Consider the following 23,641-nt stretch of genomic DNA (forward strand, 5'->3'; position numbering starts at 1 on the left):
GATAGAGAATATCCCTTTTTATTTTGTTCTAAATTCGATTTTTGAATGGAATATCAGATGATGAGACAACATATTTTTGAAAACAGAAAAAGACAAACACCAAAAATGACGTTTGTCTTCGTTCTGAATCAGTCCTAGTGACTGATTTTTTATAAGTAAAATTTTCAGAAAATTACAAATAATACTTGAATTTTTAGGAGAATAGTGTAGAATAGAACACAGAGCTTGATTAGAATAAAGGAGATTGTCATGACAGTTACGATTGATTGGGAAAATCTCGGTTTTTCCTATATGAAACTACCTTATCGTTATATCGCTAATTTTAAAAATGGACAATGGTCTCAAGGAGAATTAACAGAAGATGCAACCTTGCATATTTCAGAATCATCTCCAAGCCTTCACTATGGACAGCAAGCATTTGAAGGATTGAAAGCCTATCGTACAAAGGATGGCAGTATTCAACTCTTCCGTCCAGATGAAAATGCTAAACGACTCCAACGTACCTGTGATCGTCTCTTGATGCCACAAGTTCCAACAGAAATGTTTGTAGAGGCTTGTAAAGCCGTTGTTCGTGCAAATGAAGAATATGTACCCCCTTATGGAACTGGTGGAACTCTTTACCTTCGTCCGCTCTTGATTGGTGTTGGAGATATCATTGGGGTAAAACCAGCTGAGGAGTATATTTTTACCATCTTTGCTATGCCAGTTGGAAATTACTTTAAGGGTGGATTGGTTCCCACAAACTTCTTGATTCAAGACGAGTATGACCGTGCTGCACCAAATGGAACAGGAGCTGCCAAGGTTGGTGGTAACTATGCAGCTAGTCTTTTGCCAGGAAAAATGGCTAAATCTCGTCATTTCTCAGATGTTATTTATCTAGACCCATCAACCCACACCAAGATTGAAGAAGTCGGTTCAGCGAACTTCTTTGGAATTACAGCTGATAATGAGTTTGTAACCCCATTGAGTCCGTCAATTTTGCCATCGATTACCAAGTATTCATTGCTTTACTTGGCAGAGCATCGTTTAGGCTTGAAGCCTGTTGAGGGAAATGTACCAATTGATAACTTGGCTCGATTTGTAGAAGCAGGTGCCTGCGGTACTGCGGCAGTTATCTCACCAATTGGAGGAATCCAACATGGTGATGACTTCCACGTTTTCTACAGTGAGACAGAGGTTGGTCCAGTGACTCGTAAACTATACGATGAATTGACAGGTATTCAATTTGGTGACATTGAAGCACCAGAAGGTTGGATTGTAAAAGTAGATTAAAAATTATTAAAGGAGATCTTTATGAAAACGAAAAAGTGGATGTTAACAGCAGGAGTGGTCCTGAGTACAGCAGTTCTTCTTGTAGCCTGTGGTAAAGCCGACAAGGAAGCAGATGCGCCTACAACCTTCTCTTATGTCTATGGAGTAGACCCATCATCTTTGGACTACAGTATCGCAACTCGTACTTCAACAACTGATATCATCGGTAACGTTGTTGATGGTTTGTTGGAAAACGATGAATATGGAAATTTGATTCCTTCCCTCGCTGAGGATTGGAGTGTCTCACAAGACGGTTTGACTTATACTTATAAACTTCGTAAAGGGGTTAAATGGTACACGTCAGAAGGTGAAGAATACGCTGAAGTAACTGCGCATGATTTTGTTACAGGGTTGAAACACGTAGCTGATGGCAAATCAGACGGTGTCACTCTTATTCAAAACTCAATCAAGGGCTTGAATGAATATATGACTGGTGAGACTAATGATTTCTCTACAGTCGGTGTTAAGGCAGTAGATGACTATACTGTTGAGTACACTCTAAATGCACCTGAAACTTTCTGGAATTCAAAAGTAACTTCAGCAACTATGTTACCAGTAAATGAAGAATTCCTCAAAGCATCAGGTAAGAATTACGGAACGGTCAGCCCAGCTGGTATTCTTTATAACGGTCCATATATCTTGAAGACATTGACTTCAAAATCTTTAATCGAATATGAAAAGAACCCAAATTATTGGGATAAAGAGAAGGTTAAAATCGAGAAAGTTAAATTAACTTACTATGATGGTTCAGACCAAGAATCCTTGATCCGTAGCTTCTCTTCAGGTGTTTACACAACAGCTCGCCTCTTCCCAAGTAGCTCAAACTTTGCCTCAACTTTGGAACAATACGGAGATAAAATTACTTACAGCCCACAGGATTCAACTAGTTACTACTTTACCTTTAACGTAAACCGTCAATCTTTCAATAAGACAGCGAAAACAAGTGAAGAACAGAAAACTTCTACAAAAGAAGCAATGTTGAACAAGGACTTCCGTCAAGCAATCAACTTTGCCTTCAACCGTCATTCTTATGCTGCCCAGCTCAATGGTGAAGATGGTGCGGATAAGATTATTCGTAATAGCTTAGTACCAGATAACTTTGTACAATCTGGTGGTAAAAACTTTGGTGATATCGCTCAAAAAGAATTGGTCAACTATGGAGACCAATGGAAAGGTGTTGAGCTCGTTGACGGAAAAGATACCATCTACAATCCTGACAAAGCCAAAGCTTCATTTGAAAAAGCTAAGAAAGAATTGGAAGCAAAAGGTGTAACCTTCCCAATTCACTTGGATGTCCCAGTTGAACAAACAGATACCATTGCCGTTCAACAAAGCAATTCCTTCAAACAATCAATCGAGTCAACTCTTGGTTCTGAAAATGTCGTGATCGATGTCCTTCAGATGACTGATAACGAGAAGGAAAGCATTACATCTCAAGCACGTGTTCCTGCTCAAAAAGACTATGACTTGAACAGTACTGGATGGGCTCCAAGCTACCAAGATCCAGCAAGTTATCTCAATATCATGGATCCTAAGACCGGTTCTGCTATGAAACACCTTGGTATTACGAAAGGAAAAGACAAGGAAGTAGTAGCTCAACTAGGTTTGGACGAATATAAGAAACTCTTGGATGATGCAGTTTCTGAGACAAATGACTTGGATAAGAGATATGAAAAATATGCTAAAGCGCAAGCATGGCTCACTGATAGTTCTCTCTTGATGCCAACAGCTTCATCAGGTGGTTCACCAGTTGTCAGCAATATTGTTCCTTTCTCTAAACCATACTCACAAGTTGGTATTAAGGGTGATCCATACATCTTCAAGGGAATGAAATTGCAAAAAGAGATTGTATCTGCTAAAGAATATCAAGCAGCTCTTGAAAAATGGCAAAAAGAAAAATTGGAATCAAACAATAAATACCAAAAAGAATTAGAAAGTCATGTCAAATAAAACAGACTAGTACTTTTGGAATAAAGGGGCCTATATGGAATGGATTAAACTAATAGGGATAGTTATCATTGTGATTGGTTTTATCTATAAATTAGATACCATTGCAACGGTAGTCTTAGCTAGTTTAGTTACCGCTCTAGTTTCTGGAGTTTCTCTTGTTGAGTTCTTGGAAATTTTGGGAAAAGAATTTAGTAATCAACGAGTTCTGACGATTTTTATGGTAACCTTGCCACTGGTAGGTTTATCTGAAACTTTTGGCCTCAAGCAACGTTCGATTGACTTGATTCAAAAGATAAAGGGACTAACAGTTGGAAGTTTTTATACAGTGTATTTCTTTTTTCGGGAACTTGATGGTTTCTTTGCCATTCGTCTAGGAGGACATCCGCAGTTTGTAAGGCCTTTGGTTCAACCCATGGGACAAGCAGCAGCAGAGTCACAATTAGGTAGAAAATTAACGGAGCAGGAGAGCGAAGCGCTAAAAGCGCGTGCAGCAGCAAATGATAATTTCGCAAATTTCTTTGCTCAAAACACTTTCGTTGGTGCAGGTGGTGTCCTCTTGATAGGGGGCACACTGGACCAATTAGGTTACGAAAGTAATTATGCAGGAATTGCTTCAGCTTCGCTTATAGTTGCAGGAATTGCCCTATTTATAGTTGGGATTTACAATTACCTGTTTGATAGAAAACTGCTAGCAAATAAGGTTAGTAAAGGGAAAGAAGAATGACCAATCTAGCAAGACAGTTATTAGAGTTGACCTATATTGTGATTGGTTGTCAATTCCTTCACACGGCCTATTGTAGCTATAAAGACAAAACAAACCCAGTTCGATGTGGAACGGCTGGGTTTTGGGCTTTATTGGGCATCAGTTTTATCGGTGGTTCCTATCTACCTTCTGTCTGTATTGGAGTTATCGTAGTGCTATTAGCCCTGCTAACTCTCTTTAAACAGGTTCGTATCGGCACCTTACCGTCTCTGGATGAAGTCAAGGCAAATATTGAAGCTAAACGACTAAAGAATAAAATTTTTATTCCAGTCATGTTAATGGCTTTGATTGCTTTGGTATTAGCAAAAATGATCCCTGAGTTTAGTAAGATTGCTATCAGTCTTGCTGCATTTTTCGCAACCATCTCTCTTTTATTGATTACTAAGAGTTCTCCTAGAAGTTTGTTAGCAGAAAACAATCGCATGGTGCAACAAGTTTCAACCAGTGGGATTGTGCCTCAACTTTTAGGTGCTTTAGGGGCAATATTTACCGTAGCAGGAGTTGGAGACCTGATTTCTCACTTGATAAGTGGTTTAGTTCCATCGGGCAGTCGTTTTATGGGTGTGGTAGCTTATGTCCTTGGGATGGTTCTATTCTCCATGATAATGGGTAACGCCTTTGCTGCCTTTACTGTTATTACTGCTGGAATTGGTGTTCCCTTTGTATTTGCCTTGGGAGCTGATCCAATCGTGGCAGGTGCTCTTGCTATGACAGCAGGTTGTTGTGGAACTTTATTAAGCCCAATGGCTGCCAATTTCAATACCTTACCTGTAGTACTTTTGGATATGAAAGATCCAAATGGCGTTATCAAAGCGCAAGTAGGAGTAGCTATTATCATGATTATCATACATGTATTTTTGATGTACTTTTTGGCATTTTAGCAAAGGAAATAAAATGAAAATATTAGTTACAGGTTTTGATCCTTTTGGTGGTGAAAAGGTTAATCCAGCCTTGGAAGCTGTTAAATTATTACCGAAAGAAATCCATGGGGCTGAGGTTTATTGGGCAGAAATCCCAACGGTCTTTTATAAATCAGCAGAGATTTTAGAAACAGAAATTGAACGATATCAGCCAGATGTAGTGTTCTGCATCGGCCAGGCAGGTGGAAGAGCGAGTCTAACACCTGAGAGAGTCGCTATCAATCAAGATGATGCTAGAATTCCAGATAACCAAGGAAATCAGCCGATAGACACACCTATTCGACTAGATGGAGAAGCTGCCTATTTTAGCACACTCCCTATTAAAGCAATGGTACAAGCTGTAAAAGAGGAAGGGCTACCAGCTACAGTGTCCAATACAGCAGGAACCTTTGTTTGTAATCATTTGATGTACCAGGCTCTCTATTTAGCAGATAAAAAGTTTCCACATATGAGAGCAGGTTTTATGCATATTCCTTATATGACAGAACAGGTGATCAATAAACCTAATACAGCATCTATGAGTTTACCTGATATCGTCAGAGGTATCGAAGCTGCGATTGGTGCTATCGTAGATTATAAAGATAAGGACATAAAATTAGTGGGTGGGGCAACCCACTAACAATGAATCTTCCCTAGATTAAAAAATAAAATTTTGTCACAAAAACTCTTTATCAAGGTTGTCTTGATAAAGAGTTTTTTCTTGCCAGTTTTTTAAATTTCTTGTACAATAGGAAGAGTGAAAAGAGGTATCGTATGAGTAAAAAAGATAAAAAAATTGAAATTCAATTAACAGACGCAACTGTTTTAGTTGGTAAGGAAAAGTATGAAGGGTATACTTTAACGATTGGTAAAAAGGTTATTGGTGAAATTGCCGAATTAGACAATCAATTTGCGATCATAAAGAATGGAAATGTCGATAGTTTTTATAAAAAACTTGAAAAAGCTGTGGAAATTTTGATTGAAAACTATAATTTAGCAAAATAAAGCTTGTTTTTTGTAAATTTTCATGATATAATAGTTTTTGTTGAACATTGGAGAGATAGCGAAGAGGATAAACGCGGCGGACTGTAAATCCGCTCCTTCGGGTTCGGGGGTTCGAATCCCTCTCTCTCCATTTCACTTTTGGGGTATAGCCAAGCGGTAAGGCAAGGGACTTTGACTCCCTCATGCGTTGGTTCGAATCCAGCTACCCCAGTTCTTAGGTAATAAATTCAAGGATAAAAAGAAAAATATCTTAGGGTATTTTATTTTTATAATTGAAGGACGTGAACGATATAACATGTCTTTGCGGGTGCTTAGGAAAAAATTATAAGTATGTCAAGTTTAAGAAAAACTTGATTGTTGGAGGATTTTTTAGATGAACGAATTTGAAGATTTGCTAAATAGCGTTAGCCAAGTTGAGCCAGGTGATGTTGTTAGTGCTGAAGTATTGACAGTTGATGCTACTCAAGCTAACGTTGCAATCTCTGGAACTGGTGTTGAAGGTGTCTTGACTCTTCGCGAATTGACAAACGATCGCGATGCAGATATCAATGACTTTGTAAAAGTAGGTGAAGTATTGGATGTTCTTGTACTTCGTCAAGTAGTTGGTAAAGATACTGATACAGTAACATACCTTGTATCTAAAAAACGCCTTGAAGCTCGCAAAGCATGGGACAAACTTGTAGGACGTGAAGAAGAAGTTGTTACAGTTAAAGGAACTCGCGCTGTTAAGGGTGGACTTTCAGTAGAATTTGAAGGTGTACGTGGATTTATCCCAGCTTCAATGTTGGATACTCGTTTTGTACGTAACACTGAGCGTTTTGTAGGTCAAGAGTTTGATGCTAAAATCAAAGAAGTTGATCCTAAAGAAAACCGCTTCATCCTTTCACGTCGTGAAGTTGTAGAAGCAGCTACAGCAGCAGCTCGTGCTGAAGTATTCGGTAAATTGGCTGTTGGTGATGTAGTAACTGGTAAAGTTGCTCGTATCACAAGCTTCGGTGCTTTCATCGACCTTGGTGGTGTTGACGGATTGGTTCACTTGACTGAATTGTCACACGAACGTAACGTTTCACCAAAATCAGTTGTAACTGTTGGTGAAGAAGTTGAAGTGAAAATCCTTGATCTTAACGAAGAAGAAGGACGTGTATCACTTTCACTTAAAGCTACAACACCTGGACCATGGGATGGCGTTGAACAAAAATTGGCTAAAGGTGATGTTGTAGAAGGTACAGTTAAACGTTTGACTGACTTCGGTGCATTTGTTGAAGTATTGCCAGGTATCGATGGACTTGTTCACGTATCACAAATTTCACACAAACGTATTGAAAATCCAAAAGAAGCTCTTAAAGTTGGTCAAGAAGTTACAGTTAAAGTTCTTGAAGTTAACGCTGATGCAGAACGCGTTTCACTTTCTATCAAGGCTCTTGAAGAACGTCCAGCTCAAGAAGAAGGACAAAAAGAAGAAAAACGCGCTCCACGTCCACGTCGTCCAAAACGTCAAGAAAAACGTGACTTTGAACTTCCTGAAACTCAAACAGGATTCTCAATGGCTGACTTGTTCGGAGACATCGAACTTTAATTCATTCGAATTTGAAAAAAATCCTTTGTTTTTAAACAGAGGATTTTTCTTTTTTCTACTAGCATTTTTTGATATAATGGTTTTATGTTATATTCAGAAAAAGAATCACTTTATCAAACAATAAATGAACAGCTCTCTTATCTTTTAGAAGGAGAGCCCAATGTGTTGGCTAATCTATCAAATGCCAGTGCTCTGCTAAAAACAAACTTTCCCAATACTGTTTTTGCAGGTTTCTACCTATTCGATGGACATGAACTTATCTTGGGTCCTTTTCAAGGTGGAGTTTCTTGTGTGAGAATCTCTCTTGGTAAAGGGGTTTGTGGCGAATCAGCAGCTAGTCGTCAAACAGTGATTGTTGGTGATGTTAAAACCTATCCAAACTATATTTCTTGTGATAGTAGTGCTCGTAGTGAAATTGTTGTGCCGATGGTTAAAGAGGGACGTCTTCTGGGCGTTCTAGATTTAGATTCATCTCTTGTTGATGATTATGATGACTTGGATCTGAAATATCTAGAAGAGTTTGTTGCTATTTTGTTAGAGAAAACCGAATGGAATTTTTCAATGTTTGAGGAGAAAGCGTAATGTATCAGGCCCTTTATCGAAAATATAGAAGTCAAACATTTTCACAGTTAGTAGGCCAGGAAATTGTTGCAAAAACTCTGAAACAAGCCGTAGAGCAGGAAAAGATTAGCCATGCCTATCTATTTTCAGGGCCTCGTGGAACTGGAAAAACCAGTGTAGCCAAAATTTTTGCCAAGGCTATGAACTGCCCTAATCAAGAGGGAGGAGAACCTTGCAATAACTGTTATATCTGTCAAGCTGTAACAGACGGTAGCTTGGAAGACGTTATCGAAATGGACGCGGCCTCTAACAATGGAGTGGATGAAATTCGTGATATCCGTGATAAATCAACCTATGCTCCAAGTATAGCTCAGTATAAGGTCTATATCATTGATGAGGTTCATATGCTTTCAACAGGAGCCTTCAATGCCCTTTTGAAAACTCTTGAGGAACCAACTCCAAATGTAGTCTTTATTTTGGCAACGACTGAGCTTCATAAGATTCCTGCAACCATCTTATCTCGGGTTCAGAGATTTGAATTTAAGTCTATCAAGACTCAGGATATTCGAGACCATATCTTCCATATTTTAGAAAAGGAAGGGATTGATTATGAGTCTGAGGCTGTTGAGATTATCGCTCGTAGAGCAGAAGGTGGTATGCGGGATGCTTTGTCCATTTTAGACCAAGCATTGAGCTTGACTCAAGATGCTAGATTAACAACAGCTGTTTCCGAGGAAATTACGGGGACCATTAGTCTAAGTGCTTTGGACGATTATGTGGCTGCTTTGGCACAAAAGGATGTGCCTCGTGCTTTGGAAAATCTTGATTTGATTTTTGATAACGGAAAGAGCATGACACGATTTGTAACGGATTTGTTGCAGTATTTACGAGATATTTTGATTGTCCAAACTGGTGGGGAGAATACTCACTATAGTGATCTCTTTAAGGATAACCTAGGTCTTTCACAGGCTGTTTTGTTCGAGATGATTGGAATTACAACAAGTAGTTTAGCTGATATCAAGGCTAGCTTACAGCCTAAGATTTATGCTGAAATGATGACCATTCGTCTAGCTGAGCTTGAAGTTAAGCCTGAAATAACAGGTCAAGTCGCTGGTGAATTGGCAACACTAAGAGAAGAAGTTGCACGATTGAAACAGGCTCTAGCAAATGTTAATACAAGTCCCAAGCAGGCCACACCAGCACCAAGTCGCCCAGTTAACAGCAAGTCAATTTATCGCGTAGATCGCAATAAGGTTCAGTCTATTCTTCAAGAAGCTGTTGAAAATCCTGATTTAGCCCGTCAAAATCTAATCCGTCTCCAAAATGCTTGGGGAGAAGTTATTGAAAGCTTGTCAGGTCCAGATAAGGCACTTTTAGTCGGTTCTCAACCTGTTGCGGCTAATGAGCACCACGCGATTCTTGCATTTGAATCTAACTTCAATGCTGGCCAAACCATGAAACGTGATAATCTGAACACCATGTTTGGCAATATCCTTAGTCAAGCAGCGGGATTTTCACCAGAGATTCTTGCTATTTCCATGGAAGAATGGAAAGAAGTCAGGGCTGATTTCTCAGCTAAGGCTAAATCGTCACAAGGTCAACCAGTTAAGGAAGAAGTGGAAGAATCTGTCCTTCCTCAAGGATTTGAATTTCTAGCGGATAAAGTGACCATAGAAGAAGACTAAAAGGATATTGTGACATAATACGATGAACAGACAACAATTTATAATCATGGCCTTATTTACTGCTGCTGAGACCTATTTCCTTAATGAATCCATCATGGAGCAACGGTATATTATGGCCTTGCTTTGGGCTATTTTAATTCTAAGAAATTTTAGAGTCAGCTATATTATGGGTAAAATTGTCAACGCTATTGATGACCATTTTCGAGGAAAGAAGTAACCCTCAGCTTCTAGACAAAATTAAAGCCTTTTAGGCTTTTTTTTGTTATACTATTAAAGTATATTTATTGACATTTTATCGTTTTTTACTAGAAAAATAAGGACAATTTTCTAGCAAAAATGGTAAAACGGATTGAAAAAGAAAGGAACTATCATGTCAGTATTAGAGATCAAAGATCTTCACGTTGAAATTGAAGGAAAAGAAATTTTAAAAGGGGTCAATCTGACTCTTAAAACAGGAGAGATTGCAGCTATCATGGGACCAAATGGTACTGGTAAATCAACTCTTTCTGCCGCTATTATGGGAAATCCTAACTATGAAGTAACCAAAGGTGAAGTCTTGTTTGATGGCGTAAATATCCTTGAATTGGAAGTGGACGAGCGTGCGCGTATGGGACTTTTCCTTGCTATGCAATATCCATCAGAAATTCCTGGAATTACCAACGCTGAGTTTCTTCGTGCAGCTATAAATGCTGGTAAAGAAGATGATGAGAAGATTTCAGTGCGTGAGTTTATCACTAAGCTAGACGAAAAAATGGAATTGCTCAACATGAAAGAAGAAATGGCAGAGCGTTACCTCAACGAAGGTTTCTCAGGTGGTGAGAAAAAACGTAACGAAATTCTTCAACTCTTGATGTTGGAACCAACTTTTGCTCTTCTTGATGAGATTGACTCAGGTCTTGATATTGACGCTCTTAAAGTTGTATCTAAAGGTGTGAATGCTATGCGTGGTGAAGGCTTTGGTGCTATGATTATCACTCACTACCAACGTCTTTTGAACTACATCACACCAGACGTGGTACATGTGATGATGGAAGGGCGTGTTGTCCTTTCTGGTGGTCCAGAATTGGCTGCGCGTTTGGAACGTGAAGGATACGCAAAACTAGCTGAAGAACTTGGCTACGACTACAAGGAAGAATTGTAATTCCCTCGTATCTTTTAGGAGAAGTAAATGACTAAAGAAACTATTAAACTTTTTTCAGAAATGCACGCCGAACCAAGCTGGTTGGCTGATCTCCGTCAAAAAGCTTTTGACAAGATTGAGAGCCTAGAATTGCCAGTCATTGAGCGTGTCAAATTCCACCGTTGGAATCTGGGTGATGGAACTATTACAGAAAGTGAACCGTCAGCAAATGTCCCTGACTTCACTGCTCTAGACAATCACTTGAAGTTGGTGCAAGTAGGAACCCAGACTGTTTTTGAACAAACTCCAGTTGAGTTGGCTGAACAAGGAGTGGTCTTTACAGACTTCCATTCAGCTTTAGAAGAAATTCCAGAGCTGATCGAAGAATTCTTCATGTCATCTGTTAAGTATGACGATGACAAGTTGGCAGCTTATCACACTGCGTACTTTAACAGTGGTGCTGTTCTCTATATCCCTGATAACGTAGAAATCACAGAACCAATTGAAGGTATTTTCTACCAAGACAGCGATAGCGATGTGCCATTTAACAAGCATATTCTGATCATTGCAGGTAAAAACTCTAAAATCAGCTACCTCGAACGTTTAGAATCACGCGGTGAGGGGAGTGCTAAGGCGACTGCTAATATCACTGTTGAAGTGATTGCACGTTCTGGTGCTCAAGTGAAATTTGCTGCAATTGATCGTCTTGGTGAGAATGTCACTGCCTACATTAGCCGCCGTGGTAAATTAGGCAACGATGCAAGCATTGACTGGGCTATCGGTGTCATGAACGAAGGAAATGTCGTTGCGGATTTTGATAGTGACTTGATTGGTAACGGTAGCCATGCCGACCTTAAAGTCGTAGCTCTTTCAAGTGGTCGTCAGGTACAAGGAATTGATACGCGAGTGACTAACTATGGTTGCAACTCTATCGGTAATATCCTTCAACATGGGGTTATCCTTGAAAAAGCAACTTTGACCTTCAATGGTATTGGCCACATTATCAAGGGTGCTAAGGGAGCAGATGCGCAACAAGAAAGTCGTGTTCTCATGCTTTCAGACCAAGCGCGTTCAGATGCTAACCCAATTCTTTTAATTGATGAAAATGACGTTACTGCAGGTCACGCGGCTTCTATCGGTCAGGTAGATCCAGAAGATATGTACTACCTCATGAGCCGTGGCTTGGATAAGGCAACTGCAGAACGCTTGGTTGTCCGTGGTTTCCTTGGTTCAGTTATCGTTGAGATTCCAGTCAAGGAAGTTCGTGATGAAATGATTGCAACTATCGAAGAAAAATTGTCAAAACGCTAAGGGGAAGCCTATGTTAGATGTAGAAGTGATTCGTAAGGATTTTCCAATTTTAGACCAGATTGTCAACGATGAACCTCTGGTTTATCTGGATAATGCCGCGACGACACAAAAACCACTAGCAGTTCTGGAAGCCATTAATCGCTACTATAAGCAGGATAATGCCAATGTTCATCGTGGGGTTCATACCTTGGCTGAACGTGCGACAGCTTCCTATGAGGCTGCTCGTGAAACTATTCGTAAGTTTATCAATGCAGGCTCAACAAAGGAAGTTCTCTTTACCAGAGGTACCACAACTAGTCTCAACTGGGTAGCGCGCTTTGCTGGGGAAGTTCTGACTGAGGGAGACCAGGTCTTGATTTCTGTCATGGAACACCATTCCAACATCATTCCTTGGCAGGAAGTCTGTCGTAAGACTGGAGCTGAGCTGGTCTTTGTCTATCTCAAGGATGGAGCTCTGGATATGGAAGACTTGCGTTCTAAATTGACTGACAAAGTTAAATTTGTTTCACTAGCTCACGCATCAAACGTTCTTGGTGTGGTTAATCCTATCAAGGAAATCACTCAAATGGCTCATGAAGTTGGAGCTATTATGGTGGTGGATGGTGCTCAGTCTACACCGCATATGAAGATTGATGTCCAGTACTTGGATGTAGATTTCTTTACTTTCTCAGGTCACAAGATGGCTGGTCCGACAGGCATCGGTGTTCTTTATGGCAAAGAAAAGTATCTGGAACAAATGTCACCGGTGGAGTTTGGTGGCGAGATGATTGATTTCGTTTATGAACAATCTGCAAGCTGGAAGGAATTGCCTTGGAAATTCGAGGCTGGAACTCCTAACATGGCAGGTGCTATCGGACTTGCTGCTGCAGTGGATTATCTAGAAAACATCGGTATGGATGCCATTGAATCTCATGAACAGGAATTAATCGCATACGTCTATCCAAAACTGCAGGCGATTGAAGGACTGACCATTTATGGTTCACAGGACTTGACTCAACGTTCAGGTGTCATTGCCTTTAACCTAGGCGACCTTCATCCTCACGACCTTGCGACTGCTTTGGATTATGAAGGAGTGGCTGTTCGAGCAGGTCACCACTGCGCCCAACCCTTGCTTCAGTATTTGGATGTCCCAGCAACAGCTCGCGCAAGTTTTTATATCTACAATACCAAGGCAGATTGCGACAAGCTAGTCGATGCTTTAAAAAAGACAAAGGAGTTTTTCAATGGCACTTTCTAAACTAGATAGCCTTTATATGGCAGTGGTAGCGGACCATTCGAAAAATCCACATCACCAAGGAAAGTTGGAAGATGCTGAGCAAATCAGTCTCAACAACCCAACCTGTGGAGATGTCATCAATCTCTCTGTCAAGTTTGATGCAGAAGATCGATTGGAGGATATCGCTTTTCTAAACTCAGGCTGTACCATCTCAACTGCCTCTGCTAGTATGATGACAGATGCAGTTTTGGGAAAGACCAAACAAGAAATCTTAGAACTTGCGATTATTTTTTCTGAGATGGTTCAAGGGCAAAAAGATGAACGCCAAGACAAACTAGGCGATGCAGCCTTCTTGTCAGGTGTTGCCAAATTTCCTCAACGAATCAAGTGTGCAACCCTAGCTTGGAATGCCCTGAAGAAAACAATTGAAAATCAAGAAAATAAGTAAGGCAAGTTTCTTTTGCCTTATGAATCAGTAGAAATGAAGAATGAAAGAAAGGATATTATGGCTGAAGAAAGAGTAGAACCAAAACCAATTGACCTTGGTGAGTATAAATTTGGTTTCCATGATGATGTAGAGCCTGTCCTATCGACAGGAAAAGGATTGAATGAAGATGTTATTCGTGAACTATCAGCTGCAAAGGGAGAACCTGAGTGGATGTTAGAATTCCGTTTGAAGTCTTATGAAACCTTCAAAAAAATGCCCATGCAAACTTGGGGAGCAGACTTGTCAGAGATTGATTTTGATGACTTGATTTACTACCAAAAACCATCTGATAAACCAGCTCGTTCATGGGATGACGTTCCTGAAAAAATCAAAGAAACCTTTGAACGTATCGGGATTCCAGAAGCTGAGCGTGCCTATCTAGCAGGTGCCTCTGCCCAGTATGAGTCAGAAGTGGTTTACCACAACATGAAGGAAGAGTTCCAGAAATTGGGGATTATCTTTACAGATACGGATTCTGCCCTCAAGGAATACCCAGACTTGTTTAAACAATACTTTGCTAAGTTGGTACCGCCAACAGATAACAAGTTGGCTGCCCTCAACTCAGCAGTGTGGTCTGGTGGAACCTTTATCTACGTACCAAAAGGGGTTAAGGTTGATATCCCACTTCAAACTTACTTCCGTATTAACAACGAAAATACAGGTCAGTTTGAACGTACCTTGATTATCGTTGATGAGGGAGCAAGTGTCCACTACGTAGAAGGATGTACTGCACCTACTTATTCAAGTAACAGTTTGCACGCTGCCATCGTAGAAATCTTTGCCTTGGATGGAGCTTATATGCGTTATACAACCATCCAAAACTGGTCTGATAACGTTTATAACTTGGTTACTAAGCGTGCTAAGGCTCAAAAAGATGCTACTGTTGAGTGGATTGATGGGAACTTGGGTGCAAAAACGACTATGAAATACCCATCTGTTTACCTAGATGGAGAAGGGGCGCGTGGTACTATGCTCTCTATCGCCTTTGCCAATGCAGGACAACACCAAGACACAGGTGCTAAGATGATCCACAATGCTCCACATACAAGCTCGTCTATCGTGTCTAAATCCATCGCTAAAGGCGGAGGAAAGGTTGACTACCGTGGACAGGTAACCTTTAATAAAAATTCTAAGAAATCTGTTTCTCACATCGAGTGTGATACCATTATTATGGATGACTTGTCAGCATCAGATACTATTCCATTTAATGAAATTCATAACTCGCAAGTAGCTTTGGAACACGAAGCTAAGGTATCTAAGATTTCTGAAGAACAACTTTATTACCTCATGAGCCGTGGATTGTCAGAATCTGAGGCAACTGAGATGATTGTCATGGGATTTGTTGAACCCTTCACTAAAGAACTTCCGATGGAGTATGCTGTTGAGCTCAACCGCTTGATTAGCTATGAAATGGAAGGATCTGTCGGATAAACTTTATGAACAGAAACTGAGGCTGGGACAAAAGTCCTAGCCTCTCAATTGTCTTTGGATTGTTGAGCAAGACGCAGTGGTTGAGTGGGCTCTACTACGCTGATTTCATCAGCTTTTACAGCCCTACTCAACTGTGCGGAGGTGGGACGACGAAATCGAATTCTAACGAATTACTGATTTCTGTCCCACTCTCAGTTTTTTTGATGAAAAATGCTAATAAATATTCACAAAAATCCTTATATATGATAAAATAATACAATCTTATAAATTGGGAGATGAATGATGAATATTTTTAGAACCAAAGACGTTAGTCTAGGTAAAACAGAAATGCATCGCCATTTAAAACTATGGGACTTAATTCTCTTGGGAATTGGTGCTATGGTGGGAACAGGTATTTTTACGATTACAGGAACTGCTGCAGCAACATTAGCGGGGCCTGCTCTTGTTGTATCTATTGTAATTTCAGCTATCTGCGTTTCCTTATCAGCGCTCTTTTTTGCAGAATTTGCTTCTCGTGTTCCTGCAACGGGTGGAGCATATAGTTATTTATATGCAATTTTAGGAGAATTTCCAGCCTGGATTGCAGGTTGGCTGACTATCATGGAATTTATGACAGCTGTTTCTGGTGTTGCTTCTGGTTGGGCGGCCTATTTTAAAGGTTTGCTTAGCCATTATGGAATTTCCTTGCCACAAGCCTTGAATGGAACTTTTAATCCTGAACATGGTACTTATATTGATCTTTTACCGATTTTAGTAATTCTACTTGTTACAGGTGTTGTACTTTTAAATTCGAAAGCAGCTCTTCGTTTTAATTCTATTCTTGTCGTTTTAAAATTTTCTGCTCTTGCCTTATTTATCCTAGTTGGAATTTGGTACATTAAACCTGAAAATTGGTCAGATTTTGCACCATTTGGTTTTGGTCAAATTTACGGTGGAAGCACTGGAATTATGGCAGGTGCTTCACTCATGTTCTTTGGATTCTTAGGTTTTGAGTCCATTTCGATGGCAGTTGATGAAATTCAAAGTCCACAAAAGAATATTCCACGTGGGATTGTTTTATCCTTAACCATTGTAACCATTCTGTATGCTTTGGTTACCTTGATATTGACAGGTATCGTTCATTATAGCAAGCTCAATGTTGATGATGCAGTAGCTTTTTCTCTGAGAAGTATCGGTATTGGTTGGGCAGCTAATTATGTTTCACTCGTTGCAATTTTTACTTTGATTACGGTATGTATTTCCATGACTTACGCCTTGTCTCGAATGATTTATAGTTTGGCACGTGATGGACTATTACCTCAAAGCTTTAAAGAAGTGACCAAGACTAGTCGCGTCCCTAAGAATGCAACCATTTTAACAGGTGTTGTTTCAGCGATTGCAGCGGGAATTTTCCCACTGGCAAGTATCGCAGCCTTTCTCAATATCTGCACCTTAGCCTATCTCATTCTCCTAGCCTATGGGATCATCAAATTGAGAAAAGACAAGGGGATGCCCAAAGAGGGCGAGTTCAAAACTCCTCTGGTTCCTTTTTTACCAATCTTGTCTATTCTAATCTGCCTTTCATTTATGCTTCAGTATACCCTTGAAACATGGATGGCATTTGGAATTGCCTTGTTAATTGGAATTCTTATCTACTTTACTTATGGCTATAAACATTCAACTCTAGATGAAAATGAATAAAGAAAAAAATCGCGAAATTCGCGATTTTTCGATTTTTTATAACTTCTCGTTAACAAAACGAATGAAGCGATTCCACCAAACTTTTAAGAAGAAGGCTTTTTCGACATTTTTTTCTGCGACCATCTCAAAACTAGGTTTGTCAGTTGTAATGTATCCTTGACCAACTAGATCCTTGTCTTCATAAGTCAAATGTCCAACGACAGTTCCTGCCTCTAGTGGAGCAGTGTGTTCAGTCGTGTCTGCTGTGTAAGTAATAGTTGATTGTGTACGACTACCCAGACGTTGTACGATCTTGATATCTTCTTTTGCGACCGCTGTGACTGTGTCATCTTTTCCATCTAAAACAGGACTTTTACTATCCTCATAACTTTCACCCTGCTTGACGATGGTCTGGAGAGCAAAGGTAGAGGAAATATAATCTAAGAGAGAAGAAGTAGCTGTAAAGCGTGCATATGGATTGGTATCTTGGTTGTCAGCATTTAAAACAACAGTAATGATACGCATTCCTTTTTCGACTGTAGTACCTACAAAGGATGCTCCAGCCTTATCAGTCGTACCAGTTTTAAGTCCATCAACACCCCCACGATAGGCAGGCATTCCCTCCAACATATAGTTAGTAGAATTAATGGTCATACCAGCGAAAGTCGAAGAAGGTTTCTTGGTGATTTCTAAGACCTGAGGATACTTGAGGATGAGGTTGCGAGCAACGACAGCAACATCATAAGCGCTCAATTTATTTTCATCATCTTTCTTAGAACCAGGATAGATATTATTCCCAAGAGTTTCATTGTTAAGACCAGTTGTATTGACGAGGGTAGCATCTTGAATCCCCCATTCCAGTAGTTTGGCCTTCATCATATCAACGAAGTCTTTTTCAGAGCCAGCAATTTTTTCAGCTAGGGCAATGGCTGCACTGTTAGCACTGGATACCAGAGTAGCTTCTAGCAATTCCTCAACTGTGTAGTTACGAGCTTCCATAGGAACGTTACTCGCTTCAGAATTAGTAGTGAGCTGGTAAGGATAATCTGAGATTTCTACAGGAGTAGAAAGAGTGATTTTGCCTTGCTCTAGAGCTTCATATACTAGGTAAACGGTAAGTAGTTTACTGATAGAGGCAATTTCAACCGGTTGGGTCGCATCTTTTTCATACAAAATCTTACCACTGTTAGCCTCAACAGCGATGGCATGTTTTGCTGCGACATCAAAATCCTGAGCAAAAACAGTAGTAGCAGAACCAAATGAAATAAGCGTGATTAATGTTAAAAATAATTTCTTCATAGTAACTTTATTCTATCATAAAGACAAAAAATATTCTTGTTTTTATGATGAAGGCTATCAATCTTTTTTTGAAATATGGTAAAATAGGGAAAAGAGGAGGTGGCCTATGTTTCGGAGAAACAAACTATTCTTCTGGACAACTGAAATTCTACTAATAACCTTAATTTTCTATCTATGGAAAGAAATGGGTGCTATTATCACACCCTTTGTAAGTGTGCTGAATACAATTATGATCCCTTTTTTATTGGGAGGATTTTTGTATTACCTAACCAACCCAATTGTTATCTTTTTAGAGAAGGAATGTAAAATCAATCGAATCATTGGGATTTTGTTAACCCTTTGTGCCTTAGTTTGTGCACTCGTACTTAGTTTTGTTTATCTGCTGCCGATTTTGATTAATCAGTTAAGTAGCTTAATTTACTCGAGTCAAAACATTTACGGTCGTCTTCAAGATTTAGTCATTGAGTTATCAAAACATCCAGCCCAGCAAAATCTAGATATCCAACAAACTATTCAGCAACTGAACCTCTCTTATGTTGATATTTTGCAAAATATCTTGAACAGTGTGACAAATAGTGTTGGAAGTGTTCTATCTGCACTCGTAAGCACTGTATTGATTATCATCATGACACCAGTTTTCTTGATTTACTTATTACTTGATGGGCATAAATTTTTACCCATGCTAGAAAGAACTATATTAAAACGAGATAAATTGAACATATCTGGTTTATTGACAAACCTAAATACAACTATTTCTCGTTACATTAGTGGAGTGTCTATAGATGCAGTTATTATTGGATGTTTAGCTTTTATCGGTTATAGTGTGATTGGTCTAAGATATGCCTTGGTCTTCGCCATTTTTTCTGGATTGGCTAATTTGATTCCGTATGTAGGACCAAGCATTGGCTTGATTCCAATGATCATCTCAAATCTCTTCACCGATCCTCATAAAATGATTATTGCTGTCATTTATATGTTGATTATTCAGCAAGTTGATGGAAATATTTTATATCCACGTATTGTGGGTGGGGTTATGAAGGTTCACCCGATTACTATTTTAGTCTTGCTTTTATTATCAAGTAATATTTATGGTGTGATTGGGATGATTGTTGCTGTTCCAACCTATTCCATTTTAAAAGAGATTGCTAAATTCTTAGCGCGACTGTATGAAAATCATAAGGAAGCACAAGAAGTTAAGAAACATCTATCAGAATAAAGATGTCGGGATAAAAAATCCCGACCTTTTTTTGATCATTGTATCTTTGGCGCTGTAGTTGATCAAACTTTTTATTGGTTTTAAAACTCTCTAATCTCTTATGATGAAACTTTAATTTTTTCAATACACAACTTTTTACAAACAACTGAATGATTGAAGTCTTTCGGGGCTGAAAATAGGAAATTCAGACTTGGGTTATCGAATTATGGTCTATCGCCTTTTGCTAAAATAAGCCTATTTATAGATATTTTAAATAAATTGATAGAGGAAGTAGAGCGAGAATAAGAATAATTCACAAAAACTTTGTAAAACACTTGCAATTTAGCTGAAATTTGATAAAATAGTAAGGAAAGTTAGACTGTATTGCCTACTGTCTATCTATAAAATATATTTTATTGGAGGCTTTTACTCAAATGGCAAAAGAAAAATACGATCGTAGTAAACCACACGTTAACATTGGTACTATCGGACACGTTGACCACGGTAAAACTACCCTAACTGCAGCTATCACAACTGTTTTGGCACGTCGCTTGCCTTCAGCAGTTAACCAACCTAAAGACTATGCGTCTATCGATGCTGCTCCAGAAGAACGCGAACGCGGTATCACAATCAACACTGCGCACGTTGAGTACGAAACTGAAAAACGTCACTATGCTCACATCGACGCTCCAGGACACGCGGACTACGTTAAAAACATGATCACTGGTGCCGCTCAAATGGACGGAGCTATCCTTGTAGTAGCTTCAACTGACGGACCAATGCCACAAACTCGTGAGCACATCCTTCTTTCACGTCAGGTTGGTGTTAAACACCTTATCGTCTTCATGAACAAGATCGACTTGGTTGACGACGAAGAATTGCTTGAATTGGTTGAAATGGAAATCCGTGACCTTCTTTCAGAATACGACTTCCCAGGTGACGATCTTCCAGTTATCCAAGGTTCAGCTCTTAAAGCTCTTGAAGGTGACTCTAAATACGAAGATATCATCATGGAATTGATGAACACTGTTGATGAGTACATCCCAGAACCAGAACGTGACACTGACAAACCATTGCTTCTTCCAGTCGAAGACGTATTCTCAATCACTGGACGTGGTACAGTTGCTTCAGGACGTATCGACCGTGGTACTGTTCGTGTCAACGATGAAATCGAAATCGTTGGTATCAAAGAAGAAACTAAAAAAGCTGTTGTTACTGGTGTTGAAATGTTCCGTAAACAACTTGACGAAGGTCTTGCAGGAGACAACGTAGGTGTCCTTCTTCGTGGTGTTCAACGTGACGAAATCGAACGTGGACAAGTTATCGCTAAACCAGGTTCAATCAACCCACACACTAAATTCAAAGGTGAAGTTTACATCCTTACTAAAGAAGAAGGTGGACGTCACACTCCATTCTTCAACAACTACCGTCCACAATTCTACTTCCGTACTACTGACGTTACAGGTTCAATCGAACTTCCAGCAGGTACTGAAATGGTAATGCCAGGTGATAACGTGACAATCGACGTTGAGTTGATCCACCCAATCGCCGTAGAACAAGGTACTACATTCTCTATCCGTGAGGGTGGACGTACTGTTGGTTCAGGTATGGTTACAGAAATCGAAGCTTAATTCGATTTAGTTCCCAGAAGAACAATTATTTAAGTCAGACACTAAAAGAATCTTGCTATGCAAGGTTCTTTTTTTGTGATCAAAAGTGAGAGAGTTACTTTTTTACAATTTCATAAAATCATGGTAAAATGGTTAAATATTAAATTTGGAGAAAAATATGAAGTACAAGCGTATCGTATTTAAAGTGGGAACTTCATCCTTGACACATAAAGATGGAAGTTTATCTCGCAGTAAAGTAAAAGCTATCACACAACAGCTTGCAATGCTGCATGAAGCAGGTCATGAGCTGATTTTGGTATCTTCTGGGGCTGTTGCAGCAGGTTTTGGAGCCTTAGGATTTAAAAAACGACCGACCAAGATTGCGGATAAGCAGGCTTCAGCTGCAGTTGGTCAAGGATTGCTTCTGGAAGAATATACAACAAATTTGCTCTTAAGACAGATTGTTTCAGCGCAAATCTTGCTAACTCAGGATGATTTTGTCGATAAGCGACGTTATAAAAATGCTCATCAAGCTTTGTCAGTCCTGCTTAATCGTGGTGCGATTCCTATTATCAATGAAAATGACAGTGTCGTTATTGATGAACTCAAGGTCGGGGATAATGATACGCTCAGTGCTCAGGTTGCAGCAATGGTGCAGGCAGATCTTTTGGTCCTCTTAACAGATGTAGACGGTCTTTATACTGGTAATCCTAACTCGGATCCAAGAGCTAAACGTCTGGAGAGAATTGAGACCATCAATCGAGAAATTATAGATATGGCTGGTGGTGCTGGATCTTCAAATGGAACAGGTGGTATGTTGACGAAAATAAAAGCTGCTACCATTGCAACTGAGTCAGGTGTTCCCGTATATATCTGTTCTTCCTTAAAACCTGATGCTTTAATTGAAGCAGCTGAAGAAACTCTTGATGGTTCTTTCTTTGTTGCACAAGAAAAGGGACTTCGTACCCAGAAACAATGGCTAGCCTTTTATGCCAAAAGTCAGGGAGCAATTTGGGTTGATAAAGGGGCGGCAGAAGCCCTCTCTCAACATGGAAAGAGTCTCCTTTTATCAGGAGTTGTAGATGTTGAGAGCAATTTTTCTTATGGTGATATTGTAACGGTATTTGATAAGGAAACTGGAAAATCACTTGGGAAAGGACGCGTGCAATTTGGGGCATCTGCTTTGGAGGATATGTTACGTTCTCAAAAAGCTAAGGGGGTCTTGATTCACCGTGATGACTGGATTTCCATTACGCCTGAAATCCAACTACTCTTTACAGAATTTTAGAGGTAAACTATGGTAAGTACACAAGAACAATTTGAACTGGTACAGGCAGTTAAAAAAACCATCAATACTGCTAGTGAAACAGTAAAAAACCAAGCCTTGCTAGCTATGGCCGATCACTTATTGACAGCTACTGAGGAGATTTTAGCGGCTAATGCTCGCGATATGGAAGTAGCCAAAGGCAAAATCTCAGATGTGATGCTCGATCGTCTTTATTTGGATGCAAGTCGTATCCAAGCGATGGCAACAGGCATTCGTGATGTGGTTGCTTTACCAGATCCAATCGGTGAAGTCCTAGAAACAAGTCAGCTTGAAAATGGTTTGGTCATTACTAAGAAGCGTGTGGCTATGGGTGTTATTGGCATTATCTATGAAAGTCGTCCAAATGTGACTTCTGATGCAGCTGCCCTTGCTCTCAAGAGTGGAAATGCAGTTGTTCTTCGTAGCGGTAAGGATGCCTACCAAACAGCTCATGCTATTGTTACAGCCTTGAAGAAGGGCTTGGAAACTACCACCATTCATCCAGACGTCATTCAATTAGTAGAAGATACTAGCCGTGAAAGTAGTTATGCCATGATGAAGGCTAAGGGTTATCTAGATCTTCTTATTCCTCGTGGAGGGGCTGGCTTAATCAATGCCGTCGTTGAGAATGCTATTGTGCCAGTTATCGAGACAGGGACTGGGATTGTCCATGTTTATGTGGATAAGGATGCAGATGAAGACAAGGCTCTGTCTATCATCAATAATGCTAAAACAAGTCGTCCTTCTGTTTGTAATGCCATGGAGGTTCTGCTGGTTCATGAAGACAAGGCAGCAAGCTTCCTTCCTCGCTTGGAGCAAGTGCTGGTTGAGAATCGAAAAGAAGCTGGGTTGGAACCAATTCAATTGCGTTTGGATGAGAAAGCAAGTCGGTTCGTTTCAGGTCAAGCAGCTGAGGCCCAAGACTTTGACACCGAGTTTTTAGACTATATCCTAGCGGTTAAGGTCGTGAGCAGTTTAGAAGAAGCGGTTGAGCATATCGAAGCCCACAGTACCCATCATTCGGATGCCATTATGACGGAAAATGCTGAAGCTGCAACTTTCTTTACAGATCAAGTGGACTCTGCAGCTGTCTATGTCAATGCTTCAACTCGTTTCACCGATGGTGGCCAATTTGGTCTTGGTTGTGAAATGGGGATTTCTACTCAGAAACTGCATGCGCGTGGTCCAATGGGCTTAAAAGAATTGACTAGCTATAAGTATGTAGTTACTGGTGACGGACAGATAAGGGAGTAAGAG

Annotated in this window: 21 protein-coding genes and 2 tRNA genes; 22 read left to right on the forward strand and 1 reads right to left on the reverse strand. The window is 39.9% G+C overall.

From position 1 onward, the window contains the following. Positions 1 to 249 precede the first annotated feature (249 nt). The 18 genes from QM867_RS00005 (at position 250) to QM867_RS00090 (ending at position 16,995) form a co-directional block, all read left to right on the forward strand. The gene (locus tag QM867_RS00005; RefSeq protein WP_075227703.1) at positions 250 to 1,272 is read left to right on the forward strand and encodes a branched-chain amino acid aminotransferase; all 1,023 of its coding nucleotides are present in this window, start codon (positions 250 to 252) and stop codon (positions 1,270 to 1,272) included. 21 nt (positions 1,273 to 1,293) lie between these two features. Then, the gene (locus QM867_RS00010) at positions 1,294 to 3,261 is read left to right on the forward strand and encodes a peptide ABC transporter substrate-binding protein (protein WP_075231267.1); all 1,968 of its coding nucleotides are present in this window, start codon (positions 1,294 to 1,296) and stop codon (positions 3,259 to 3,261) included. A gap of 34 nt (positions 3,262 to 3,295) precedes the next feature. Beyond that, positions 3,296 to 3,985, forward strand: coding sequence for a DUF969 domain-containing protein (locus QM867_RS00015; protein WP_045763732.1), 690 nt, complete (start codon positions 3,296 to 3,298; stop codon positions 3,983 to 3,985). Continuing rightward, entirely contained in the window at positions 3,982 to 4,905 is a 924-nt protein-coding gene (locus QM867_RS00020; protein ID WP_153224839.1) for a DUF979 domain-containing protein, read from the forward strand. The genes QM867_RS00015 and QM867_RS00020 overlap by 4 nt, the downstream gene beginning before the upstream one ends. A 13-nt stretch (positions 4,906 to 4,918) precedes the next feature. Then, complete coding sequence (gene pcp, locus QM867_RS00025) at positions 4,919 to 5,563, forward strand: pyroglutamyl-peptidase I (RefSeq protein ID WP_153224840.1); 645 nt, start codon at positions 4,919 to 4,921, stop codon at positions 5,561 to 5,563. A gap of 134 nt (positions 5,564 to 5,697) precedes the next feature. Beyond that, complete coding sequence (locus QM867_RS00030) at positions 5,698 to 5,928, forward strand: DUF2969 domain-containing protein (RefSeq protein ID WP_000037108.1); 231 nt, start codon at positions 5,698 to 5,700, stop codon at positions 5,926 to 5,928. Positions 5,929 to 5,977: 49 nt separating this feature from the next. Beyond that, positions 5,978 to 6,058: transfer RNA gene (locus tag QM867_RS00035), tRNA-Tyr, on the forward strand. Between the two features lie 9 nt (positions 6,059 to 6,067). Further along, positions 6,068 to 6,139, forward strand: a tRNA-Gln gene (locus tag QM867_RS00040). 162 nt (positions 6,140 to 6,301) lie between these two features. Beyond that, positions 6,302 to 7,504, forward strand: a complete 1,203-nt coding sequence (gene rpsA, locus QM867_RS00045) for a 30S ribosomal protein S1 (protein WP_001001618.1) — start codon at positions 6,302 to 6,304, stop codon at positions 7,502 to 7,504. An 84-nt stretch (positions 7,505 to 7,588) separates the two neighbouring features. Then, positions 7,589 to 8,086, forward strand: a complete 498-nt coding sequence (locus tag QM867_RS00050; protein ID WP_414314852.1) for a GAF domain-containing protein — start codon at positions 7,589 to 7,591, stop codon at positions 8,084 to 8,086. Further along, complete coding sequence (gene dnaX, locus QM867_RS00055) at positions 8,086 to 9,750, forward strand: DNA polymerase III subunit gamma/tau (RefSeq protein ID WP_414314853.1); 1,665 nt, start codon at positions 8,086 to 8,088, stop codon at positions 9,748 to 9,750. Before QM867_RS00050 ends, dnaX begins: the two co-directional genes overlap by 1 nt. 22 nt (positions 9,751 to 9,772) lie before the next feature. Next, on the forward strand, positions 9,773 to 9,967 hold the full coding sequence (locus QM867_RS00060) for a DUF3272 family protein (protein ID WP_049503772.1): 195 nt from the start codon (positions 9,773 to 9,775) through the stop codon (positions 9,965 to 9,967). A gap of 153 nt (positions 9,968 to 10,120) precedes the next feature. After that, entirely contained in the window at positions 10,121 to 10,891 is a 771-nt protein-coding gene (gene sufC / locus QM867_RS00065) for a Fe-S cluster assembly ATPase SufC (RefSeq protein WP_049503774.1), read from the forward strand. Between the two features lie 27 nt (positions 10,892 to 10,918). After that, the gene (sufD, locus tag QM867_RS00070; RefSeq protein ID WP_084945975.1) at positions 10,919 to 12,181 is read left to right on the forward strand and encodes a Fe-S cluster assembly protein SufD; all 1,263 of its coding nucleotides are present in this window, start codon (positions 10,919 to 10,921) and stop codon (positions 12,179 to 12,181) included. A gap of 10 nt (positions 12,182 to 12,191) precedes the next feature. Beyond that, positions 12,192 to 13,418, forward strand: a complete 1,227-nt coding sequence (locus tag QM867_RS00075; RefSeq protein WP_414314854.1) for a cysteine desulfurase — start codon at positions 12,192 to 12,194, stop codon at positions 13,416 to 13,418. Next, the gene (gene sufU / locus QM867_RS00080) at positions 13,405 to 13,845 is read left to right on the forward strand and encodes a Fe-S cluster assembly sulfur transfer protein SufU (protein ID WP_153197539.1); all 441 of its coding nucleotides are present in this window, start codon (positions 13,405 to 13,407) and stop codon (positions 13,843 to 13,845) included. The genes QM867_RS00075 and sufU overlap by 14 nt, the downstream gene beginning before the upstream one ends. 57 nt (positions 13,846 to 13,902) lie before the next feature. Further along, entirely contained in the window at positions 13,903 to 15,315 is a 1,413-nt protein-coding gene (gene sufB, locus QM867_RS00085) for a Fe-S cluster assembly protein SufB (RefSeq protein ID WP_000797050.1), read from the forward strand. 282 nt (positions 15,316 to 15,597) lie between these two features. Continuing rightward, positions 15,598 to 16,995, forward strand: a complete 1,398-nt coding sequence (locus tag QM867_RS00090) for an APC family permease (protein WP_414314855.1) — start codon at positions 15,598 to 15,600, stop codon at positions 16,993 to 16,995. A 36-nt stretch (positions 16,996 to 17,031) separates the two neighbouring features. Here QM867_RS00090 and pbp3 read toward each other — a convergent pair whose 3' ends face one another. After that, positions 17,032 to 18,273: a D-alanyl-D-alanine carboxypeptidase PBP3 gene (pbp3, locus tag QM867_RS00095; RefSeq protein WP_414314856.1), complete on the reverse strand. Its 1,242-nt coding sequence runs from the start codon at positions 18,271 to 18,273 to the stop codon at positions 17,032 to 17,034. Between the two features lie 106 nt (positions 18,274 to 18,379). Between pbp3 and QM867_RS00100 the strand changes: the two genes are divergently transcribed. The 4 genes from QM867_RS00100 (at position 18,380) to QM867_RS00115 (ending at position 23,638) form a co-directional block, all read left to right on the forward strand. Then, positions 18,380 to 19,489 carry an AI-2E family transporter gene (locus QM867_RS00100; protein WP_414314857.1) on the forward strand — a complete coding sequence of 370 codons (1,110 nt, stop codon included), beginning with the start codon at positions 18,380 to 18,382 and terminating at the stop codon, positions 19,487 to 19,489. 413 nt (positions 19,490 to 19,902) lie between these two features. Next, entirely contained in the window at positions 19,903 to 21,099 is a 1,197-nt protein-coding gene (gene tuf / locus QM867_RS00105) for an elongation factor Tu (RefSeq protein WP_001040718.1), read from the forward strand. Positions 21,100 to 21,256: 157 nt separating this feature from the next. Further along, on the forward strand, positions 21,257 to 22,366 hold the full coding sequence (gene proB / locus QM867_RS00110) for a glutamate 5-kinase (RefSeq protein ID WP_414314858.1): 1,110 nt from the start codon (positions 21,257 to 21,259) through the stop codon (positions 22,364 to 22,366). A 9-nt stretch (positions 22,367 to 22,375) separates the two neighbouring features. Then, positions 22,376 to 23,638, forward strand: a complete 1,263-nt coding sequence (locus QM867_RS00115; protein ID WP_414314859.1) for a glutamate-5-semialdehyde dehydrogenase — start codon at positions 22,376 to 22,378, stop codon at positions 23,636 to 23,638. Positions 23,639 to 23,641 lie beyond the last annotated feature (3 nt).

It is taken from the genome of Streptococcus infantis, assembly GCF_047463635.1.
GTDB lineage: Bacteria > Bacillota > Bacilli > Lactobacillales > Streptococcaceae > Streptococcus > Streptococcus infantis_W.

Excerpts from the sequence above, each read along its gene's own strand:
- QM867_RS00090 (WP_414314855.1), top strand. The coding sequence starts at position 15,598 with ATGAATATTTTTAGAACCAAAGACGTTAGTCTAGGTAAAACAGAAATG.
- pcp (WP_153224840.1), top strand. The coding sequence starts at position 4,919 with ATGAAAATATTAGTTACAGGTTTTGATCCTTTTGGTGGTGAAAAGGTT.
- sufU (WP_153197539.1), top strand. The coding sequence starts at position 13,405 with ATGGCACTTTCTAAACTAGATAGCCTTTATATGGCAGTGGTAGCGGAC.
- QM867_RS00020 (WP_153224839.1), top strand. The coding sequence starts at position 3,982 with ATGACCAATCTAGCAAGACAGTTATTAGAGTTGACCTATATTGTGATT.
- QM867_RS00010 (WP_075231267.1), top strand. The coding sequence starts at position 1,294 with ATGAAAACGAAAAAGTGGATGTTAACAGCAGGAGTGGTCCTGAGTACA.
- dnaX (WP_414314853.1), top strand. The coding sequence starts at position 8,086 with ATGTATCAGGCCCTTTATCGAAAATATAGAAGTCAAACATTTTCACAG.
- tuf (WP_001040718.1), top strand. The coding sequence starts at position 19,903 with ATGGCAAAAGAAAAATACGATCGTAGTAAACCACACGTTAACATTGGT.
- QM867_RS00115 (WP_414314859.1), top strand. The coding sequence starts at position 22,376 with ATGGTAAGTACACAAGAACAATTTGAACTGGTACAGGCAGTTAAAAAA.
- QM867_RS00050 (WP_414314852.1), top strand. The coding sequence starts at position 7,589 with ATGTTATATTCAGAAAAAGAATCACTTTATCAAACAATAAATGAACAG.
- sufD (WP_084945975.1), top strand. The coding sequence starts at position 10,919 with ATGACTAAAGAAACTATTAAACTTTTTTCAGAAATGCACGCCGAACCA.
- sufC (WP_049503774.1), top strand. The coding sequence starts at position 10,121 with ATGTCAGTATTAGAGATCAAAGATCTTCACGTTGAAATTGAAGGAAAA.
- proB (WP_414314858.1), top strand. The coding sequence starts at position 21,257 with ATGAAGTACAAGCGTATCGTATTTAAAGTGGGAACTTCATCCTTGACA.
- sufB (WP_000797050.1), top strand. The coding sequence starts at position 13,903 with ATGGCTGAAGAAAGAGTAGAACCAAAACCAATTGACCTTGGTGAGTAT.
- QM867_RS00015 (WP_045763732.1), top strand. The coding sequence starts at position 3,296 with ATGGAATGGATTAAACTAATAGGGATAGTTATCATTGTGATTGGTTTT.
- QM867_RS00030 (WP_000037108.1), top strand. The coding sequence starts at position 5,698 with ATGAGTAAAAAAGATAAAAAAATTGAAATTCAATTAACAGACGCAACT.
- QM867_RS00075 (WP_414314854.1), top strand. The coding sequence starts at position 12,192 with ATGTTAGATGTAGAAGTGATTCGTAAGGATTTTCCAATTTTAGACCAG.
- QM867_RS00060 (WP_049503772.1), top strand. The coding sequence starts at position 9,773 with ATGAACAGACAACAATTTATAATCATGGCCTTATTTACTGCTGCTGAG.
- QM867_RS00005 (WP_075227703.1), top strand. The coding sequence starts at position 250 with ATGACAGTTACGATTGATTGGGAAAATCTCGGTTTTTCCTATATGAAA.
- QM867_RS00100 (WP_414314857.1), top strand. The coding sequence starts at position 18,380 with ATGTTTCGGAGAAACAAACTATTCTTCTGGACAACTGAAATTCTACTA.
- rpsA (WP_001001618.1), top strand. The coding sequence starts at position 6,302 with ATGAACGAATTTGAAGATTTGCTAAATAGCGTTAGCCAAGTTGAGCCA.
- pbp3 (WP_414314856.1), bottom strand. The coding sequence starts at position 18,273 with ATGAAGAAATTATTTTTAACATTAATCACGCTTATTTCATTTGGTTCT.